Source organism: Schnuerera sp., from assembly GCF_035459645.1.
Classification (GTDB): Bacteria; Bacillota; Clostridia; order Tissierellales; family Tepidimicrobiaceae; genus Schnuerera.
In genome coordinates this window covers 1-6,501 of the sequence record NZ_DATHXO010000358.1, presented here as the reverse complement: position 1 = coordinate 6,501, position 6,501 = coordinate 1, and the positions used below count along the sequence as shown (strand labels likewise).

8 protein-coding genes are annotated in these 6,501 nt (G+C 31.8%); all 8 read right to left on the bottom strand.

Annotated features, from left to right (window positions below; all coding sequences use genetic code 11):
- Nucleotides 1-236 (bottom strand): Ger(x)C family spore germination protein (locus tag VK998_RS08355; RefSeq protein WP_475513932.1); only part of this gene is annotated, 236 nt, incomplete at its 3' end.
- A gap of 4 nt (nt 237-240) precedes the next feature.
- The gene (locus VK998_RS08350) at nt 241-1,680 is read right to left on the bottom strand and encodes a spore germination protein (protein WP_325227563.1); all 1,440 of its coding nucleotides are present in this window, start codon (nt 1,678-1,680) and stop codon (nt 241-243) included.
- Between the two features lie 82 nt (nt 1,681-1,762).
- Nucleotides 1,763-2,326, bottom strand: coding sequence for an orotate phosphoribosyltransferase (gene pyrE, locus VK998_RS08345; RefSeq protein WP_325227561.1), 564 nt, complete (start codon nt 2,324-2,326; stop codon nt 1,763-1,765).
- 1 nt (nt 2,327) lies between these two features.
- On the bottom strand, nt 2,328-3,230 hold the full coding sequence (locus tag VK998_RS08340; RefSeq protein WP_325227559.1) for a dihydroorotate dehydrogenase: 903 nt from the start codon (nt 3,228-3,230) through the stop codon (nt 2,328-2,330).
- On the bottom strand, nt 3,223-4,014 hold the full coding sequence (locus VK998_RS08335) for a dihydroorotate dehydrogenase electron transfer subunit (RefSeq protein ID WP_325227557.1): 792 nt from the start codon (nt 4,012-4,014) through the stop codon (nt 3,223-3,225). The genes VK998_RS08340 and VK998_RS08335 overlap by 8 nt, the downstream gene beginning before the upstream one ends.
- The gene (gene pyrF / locus VK998_RS08330) at nt 3,998-4,957 is read right to left on the bottom strand and encodes an orotidine-5'-phosphate decarboxylase (protein ID WP_325227554.1); all 960 of its coding nucleotides are present in this window, start codon (nt 4,955-4,957) and stop codon (nt 3,998-4,000) included. The genes VK998_RS08335 and pyrF overlap by 17 nt, the downstream gene beginning before the upstream one ends.
- A complete protein-coding gene (locus tag VK998_RS08325; RefSeq protein ID WP_325227552.1) occupies nt 4,947-6,146 on the bottom strand; it encodes a dihydroorotase in 1,200 nt (399 codons plus the stop codon). Before VK998_RS08325 ends, pyrF begins: the two co-directional genes overlap by 11 nt.
- A 1-nt stretch (nt 6,147) precedes the next feature.
- Nucleotides 6,148-6,501, bottom strand: a 354-nt coding sequence (locus tag VK998_RS08320; RefSeq protein ID WP_325227551.1) for an aspartate carbamoyltransferase regulatory subunit, incomplete at its 5' end; no start/stop codon positions are given.

Here is a 6,501-nt window from a genome sequence, read left to right as displayed (position 1 = left end):
ATATTATTTCCTGTCCCTTGAATATATTTTACAAAACTGCCTTGTCCTGTAGTTACAGTGCTTTGATGGGAATATGTAGGATTTATAATTTCAGCAGTTAGCAAAACTTTATCATCTTCTAGATCTAACCCTATAATCAATGAAAGACCTAATTCATTTAGCTCTCTAGCATTCCAGCAACCCGTTAATACCACCAGTAATAAAATTAGCTCTATAAAAACCAATTTCTTTCTCATGATTTCAATCCTTCCTTGGAGGTTTCTGCCTTTTAATATTTCTTTTTTCTATAGATTTTGGTCTATAGACAAAACTTTGGATTGGGAATCTTATTACAGAATCCTTAAGACCTTCCTTATCCATAGGAGCGATGGGCGAACCAAAAGGAATACCAAAAGATTCTAAAGAAATTATTTGGACTAAATATATTGCTAATCCACAAGTTGTTCCATATAGTCCTAAAAAACTACCCAAAAATAAAATGAAAATTCTATATAAAATCATTCCTTGTACTAAAGCTGGTACAACAAATTCAGAGATAGCTGTAATAGCAATTACTATTACCGTTGGAGCGCTTACTATTCCAGCTTGTACTGCAGCCTGCCCTAAGACTAATGTTCCAACAATACTCACAGTTGTGCCAATAGATTTAGGGAGACGTATTCCAGATTCTTTAGTTAGTTCTAAGGTCAAAACCATTAAGAAGGTTTCTATCGCTACAGGAAGGGGAACCCCTTCCCTAGCCCCCATCATAGTTATTAATAATACAGTAGGTATCATCTCTTGATGATAAAGTTGTAAAGCCACATATATTCCTGGAGAAAATACACTTATTATTAAAGCTACTACCCTTAAAAACCTTAAAAAAGAACCATAATAATTCCTTAAGTAATAGTCTTCACTCGTCATAATTCCTTCTACAAATAATCTTGGGACTGTCAAAACATGGGGAGTACCATCACAAAGAATGGCAACTCTTCCTTCTAATATTTTAGCTGCTACAACATCTGGCTTTTCACTATTTTCAATAGTTGATATAATTGAATTGGTATTATCCTCAATTAATTGTTCAATATACCCACTTTCTAATACAGCATCTATATCAATCTTCTTTAATCTTTTTCTTACTTCTTCTAGTACTTTTTTATTAACTATTCCATGTAGATATGTGATACTTACCTTTGTTCTAGACTGTGTCCCTAGCGTATAGTCTTCAAAGACTAAATTATTCGTTCTAAGTTTTCGTCTTAATAAAGATTTATTTACAAATATATCTTCAATAAAACCTTCCTTTGGTCCTCTTACTACCGATTCAGAATTAGGTTCTTCTACAGACCTTTTTTCCCATTTGCTTAATTCTATGGTATAGGATGATGGCAAATTTTCTACAAATATAGCTACTCTCCCTAACAATATCTCCTCTATCATCTTCTCTAGACAATCTATTTCTTTTACCTTTGAAGAAAAAATTACTCTATTAATTTCTTTTTTGTTATTTAAATCCAGTATCAATGGTTTTAATACATCTCTATCTAATAAATCTCTATCAATGAAACCCTCTATATAACAAACCATCATCTTAATATTTGAATTAGTTTCAAATTCGAATGCAACAAAATCTGATGTATTATGAAAATAGTTTATTATTTCTTGTTTGATTAAAGGAATCTTTTTAGGTATCATATATTTCTCCTTTTTATAATGCTTCTTCTTAGTATTACCGAATTATGTAATATTTATTATGTTACATAAAAAAATAACCCTATTATTTAAGGGTTATTTTTCTACTACCTGGTTTAATAATTGGAACATTCGCTTTACATAAAGGACATTCTTCTTTTTCATAAGTATTTATATTTAACTGTACTCCACTGTAAATTGGGTATTTTAGGTCTTCCTTACTTCTATCTACTATACAAGCTATCCCGATAACTTCTCCTCCTTGTTCTTCCACTGCTTTTATTGCTTCATAAGAAGATTTCCCTGTAGTTACAACATCCTCCGCTATTAATACCTTTTGCTTTTTTTCTATGGTGAAACCTCTTCTAAATTTCATGACTTTATCTTCTCTCTCAACAAAAATACCAGGTTTCCTCATTTGCCGTGCTAGTTCATAGCTTACTATTATTCCTCCCATGGCAGGACCTACTACTATATCAAAATCAATATCTTTCAATTTTTCTATTATCAACTTGACTGCTTTTTCAGCTTTATCAGGATACATCAATAGTTTGGCACATTGAACATATCCATCACTATGTTTTCCTGATGATAACAAAAAATGACCTTCTAGTAAAGCACCAGTTTCCTTTAGCATCTTAGTTAGCATATTAGATCAACCCCCTTATTTCTTCTAAGGAATTTATTTTTTCGTTAATCATAAATTCTTCAATCCCATGAATTACATCTAATGTTGTATTAGGATTTATAAAATTAGCACTACCTATTTGCACCGCCCAGGCTCCTGCCATAATATACTCAATAACATCCTTATAATCCATTATCCCACCAATGGCTAATATAGGTACATTAACAGCTTTTGATACTTCATATACCATTCTTAATGCAATAGGTTTGATACAAGGACCAGATAGCCCAGCTATAATATTATTAAATACTGGTTTTCTTTTTATTATGTCTATTGCCATACCACTAAAAGTATTTACAAGGGATAAACCATCTGCTCCTGCCTTTACACAAGATTCGGCCATTTGCACTATATTTTCAGCATTTGGAGATAGTTTTACAATTAAAGGTTTTTCGCAAACCTTTCTTACTTCAGAAACTACCTTGAAAGCAGTTTCTGATTTTATGCCAAAAGCCATACCCCCCTCTTTTACATTTGGACAAGATATATTTAACTCTATTATATCTACATTGGTTTGATTTAGTTTTTCAATGGCTTTTAAATATTCATCAAGGGTATTGCCTCCTACATTGGCTAAAATTATGGTATTCTGTTTTTTCATAAAGGGCAATTCTTCTTTTATAAAATCATCTATTCCTGGATTCTGAAGACCTATACTGTTTAATAAACCACCTGTTGTTTCATATGTTCTAATACCTGGATTTCCTTCTTTTTTTTCTAAAGTTAGACCTTTAGAACTAATCCCTCCTAATTTTGATAAGGGAAAATATTCTGCGTATTCTCTACCAAATCCAAAAGTTCCAGAAGCTGCAATCACTGGGTTTTTAAATTCTATCCCACAAATATTTACCTTCGTATCAATCATCGAATAGAACCTCCTTTCCAGAAAATACGGGTCCCTCTTTACATACCCTCTTTATTCCAAAAATAGTTTTAATAGTACATCCTAAACAAGCTCCTATTCCACAGGCCATTCTTTTTTCCATAGACATATATACTTCTGCCTTATCGTTGCACATTTTCAATACTTCCTTCATCATTGGTAAAGGACCACAGGTAAAAAGTATATCATATTTTTCAGGTTGAAAAATTTCAGTTATAAAACCTTTGTATCCAACTGAACCATTCTCTGTTGATATCCATATATTATTTACATATTTTTTTACTTTTTCCAAGCAATAGACTTCATTTCTAAATCCAGAATAAAAATCTATTTTAGTATTTAAGGATTTTGCAAGGTATATCATAGGTGCTATGCCTATCCCTCCAGAAATAATAGCTATTTTCCCTGTTGAATTTAAGTCGAACCCTGTTCCTAATGGACCAAGTAATTCTAAGGTATCCCCTGGTTTCAATTTAGATATTATATGGGTTCCCTTTCCCTTCACTTCATATAAAAAGGTAATAATACCATCTTCTAAATCAGATATGCTAATAGGCCTAGATAAGAATGGGTCTAATGCCTCCCAGCCTCTAACCATATAGAATTGTCCAGGTTTCCCTTTGAAGCTAGATATACTTTGAGAGCCTTCGAGAGTAGAGTTTGTGCTGCTAGCCTCAGGAAAACAAAGAGAAAGCTTTATTTCATAGATATTAGAAGCTACCTGAATATTAGACTTAATTGTTCCTTGCCTATATCCTGATTTCACTTTGAATATCCTCCTTCATAGATGACACTGTTTTTCTTGCATATTTATCAAAATTTTCAGCACCATCTTCATATCTTTTATAAGCTGTAATAATCCCTCTAGATGAATTGACTATACCACCATTCCCTTTGTTTAGATAAAGTGCTACATCCTTTCCCTTTCCTCCTTGATGCCCATAACCAGGGATTAAGAAAAACATATTTTTATATCTTTCCCTAATTTCTTTTGCTTCATCTATATGAGTTCCTCCTACTACTGCCCCTAAGGAACTATATCCACAATTGCCTAAATATTTAGATGCTATATCATTTAATTTATCTCCTACATGGTAGTATAGGTGTTCACTACCAATTGTGCTTACACTATTCTGACATTCTATTTTGTCATTCTGAACTTCGTGAAGAATCTTGTTTTTATGGGCCATAGCTCCGTCCTCTAATCGATTTACCTTTAAATACTGTATATCCTTCGCCCCTTCATTAGAGGTTCTAAGAAGTACAAATATTCCTTTCTTTCCCGATTCTAAATATTTTAAATATGGAGTTATACTATCAAATCCCATATAAGGATTTAAGGTTATAAAATCCGTTTCAAAATCACCTTCAAAATGGGCTTTACCGTACATTTCTGCTGTAGAAGAAATATCTCCTCTTTTTATATCTCCTATAGACAGAGAATCATTAGCCTTTATATATTCTAAAGTCCTTTTATAAGCCATTAGCCCCTGTATACCATAGGATTCATAATAGGCTATCTGTAGCTTATATATAGGTACTATATCCATGGTTTTATCAATTATTTTCTTATTAAATTGGAACAATATCTTATCTATATCTTGATATTTTTTCTTTATCTCTTTTGGAACATAATCTAAATGAGTGTCTAATCCAACACAAACATTCCCCTTTTTCTTCACTTCATTATACAATCTATCAATTATCAACTATTATCCCCCCATTGTATTTAATTTCACCTTTTCTAATGGTAGCGACTACTTTGCCATAAAACTCCATTCCATCAAAAGGCGTGTTTTTCCCTTTAGATATGAATTTATCTTTATCTATAATGACCTTTTCATTTAGATTTATTAGTACTATATCTCCATCATAGCCAGTTTTTATTTTCCCTTTATTAACTCCCATCAGTTTACCAGGAGTTCCAGACATTAGTTGGGATAACCTATTTATGGAGATATTATTTGATTTAACTAAAGATGTATAAGCTATGCTAAAGGAAGTTTCTACCCCTGATATTCCGGGGGCTCCTTTTTCCTTATCTTCTTTTGAATGAGGTGCATGGTCTGTTGCTATAACGTCTACTGTCCCATCTTTAACTCCTTGAATAATGGCTTCTACATCTATTTTTTCCCTTATTGGTGGATTTACTCTATAGTTCTTATTATATAAAGCTATATGATGAGGAGTTACTTCACAAGTAATCTTTAATCCGTCTTTTTTAGCTTTCCTTATTTCTTCTATAGATTCTTTAGTGCTAACATGAGCTAAATGAAGTTTGGCTTCTGTCAATCTAGCTAAATATATGTCTCTAAAAGTCATTATATTTTCAGATAATCTAGTGTTTATTGGGACTATTTCTTCATCTTCTTCATGGGCTATAATAGTCACATTTTTTTCCTTTGCTTTAAGCATTGCCTTAAACATAGTTAAATTCGATTGTATCCCTTTTCCATCATCAGATATGAATTTAACTCGATTATCTACTTGGTCTAAATGGTCGATGGTTATTCCATCAAAGTTTTTTGTTATGGAAAGTGTTTGATGAATATCAATTAAATCCAATTCTTTAGATTTATTAAGGACATATTCTACAATATTCATACTGCTACATATAGGATTTGTATTTGCCATTAGGTTTACAAAAGTATAGCCACCTTTCAAAGCAGCTTTACCTCCTGTATATAGATCTTCCTTATAAGTATAGCCTGGATCTCTAAAATGAACATGCATATCTAGAAAGGAAGGCATGGCCAATAAATTGGTACCATCTATAGATTTACAATCATAATCTAAATTTCTTCCATATTCAGCTATTTCCCCATCTTTTATATATATGTCTCCTTCCATATCCTTAGTCTCATCTACAATTCTGCAATTTTTAATTAGAATATCCATTCTATCCCTCCCAAGTATATATCTGATCACAATATTCACATTTATAAGTTCCATTTTGTTCGTCTATAAGCACAAATTTGTGGATTATATCTCTTTCATTCGAAGTAACACATCTAGGGTTTTTACATTCTATTAGTCCCTCTACTCTTTTAGGTAAAGAGAGATTTATCTTTTCTACTATCTTTTCATTTTCTATTATATTTACAGTTATATTTGGATCTATGAATCCTAACATTGTTAAATCTACATCTATGGCATTTTCAATCTTAATTAAATCCTTTCTACCATATTTTTTACTTGGAGCATTGATAATTAAAGCAACTGTAAAATCTACCTTATCTAATCCTAAATGTTT

Coding starts and splice junctions, on each gene's coding strand:
- pyrE (WP_325227561.1), bottom strand. CDS start 2,326: ATGCTAACTAAGATGCTAAAGGAAACTGGTGCTTTACTAGAAGGTCAT.
- VK998_RS08340 (WP_325227559.1), bottom strand. CDS start 3,230: ATGATTGATACGAAGGTAAATATTTGTGGGATAGAATTTAAAAACCCA.
- VK998_RS08350 (WP_325227563.1), bottom strand. CDS start 1,680: ATGATACCTAAAAAGATTCCTTTAATCAAACAAGAAATAATAAACTAT.
- VK998_RS08325 (WP_325227552.1), bottom strand. CDS start 6,146: ATGGATATTCTAATTAAAAATTGCAGAATTGTAGATGAGACTAAGGAT.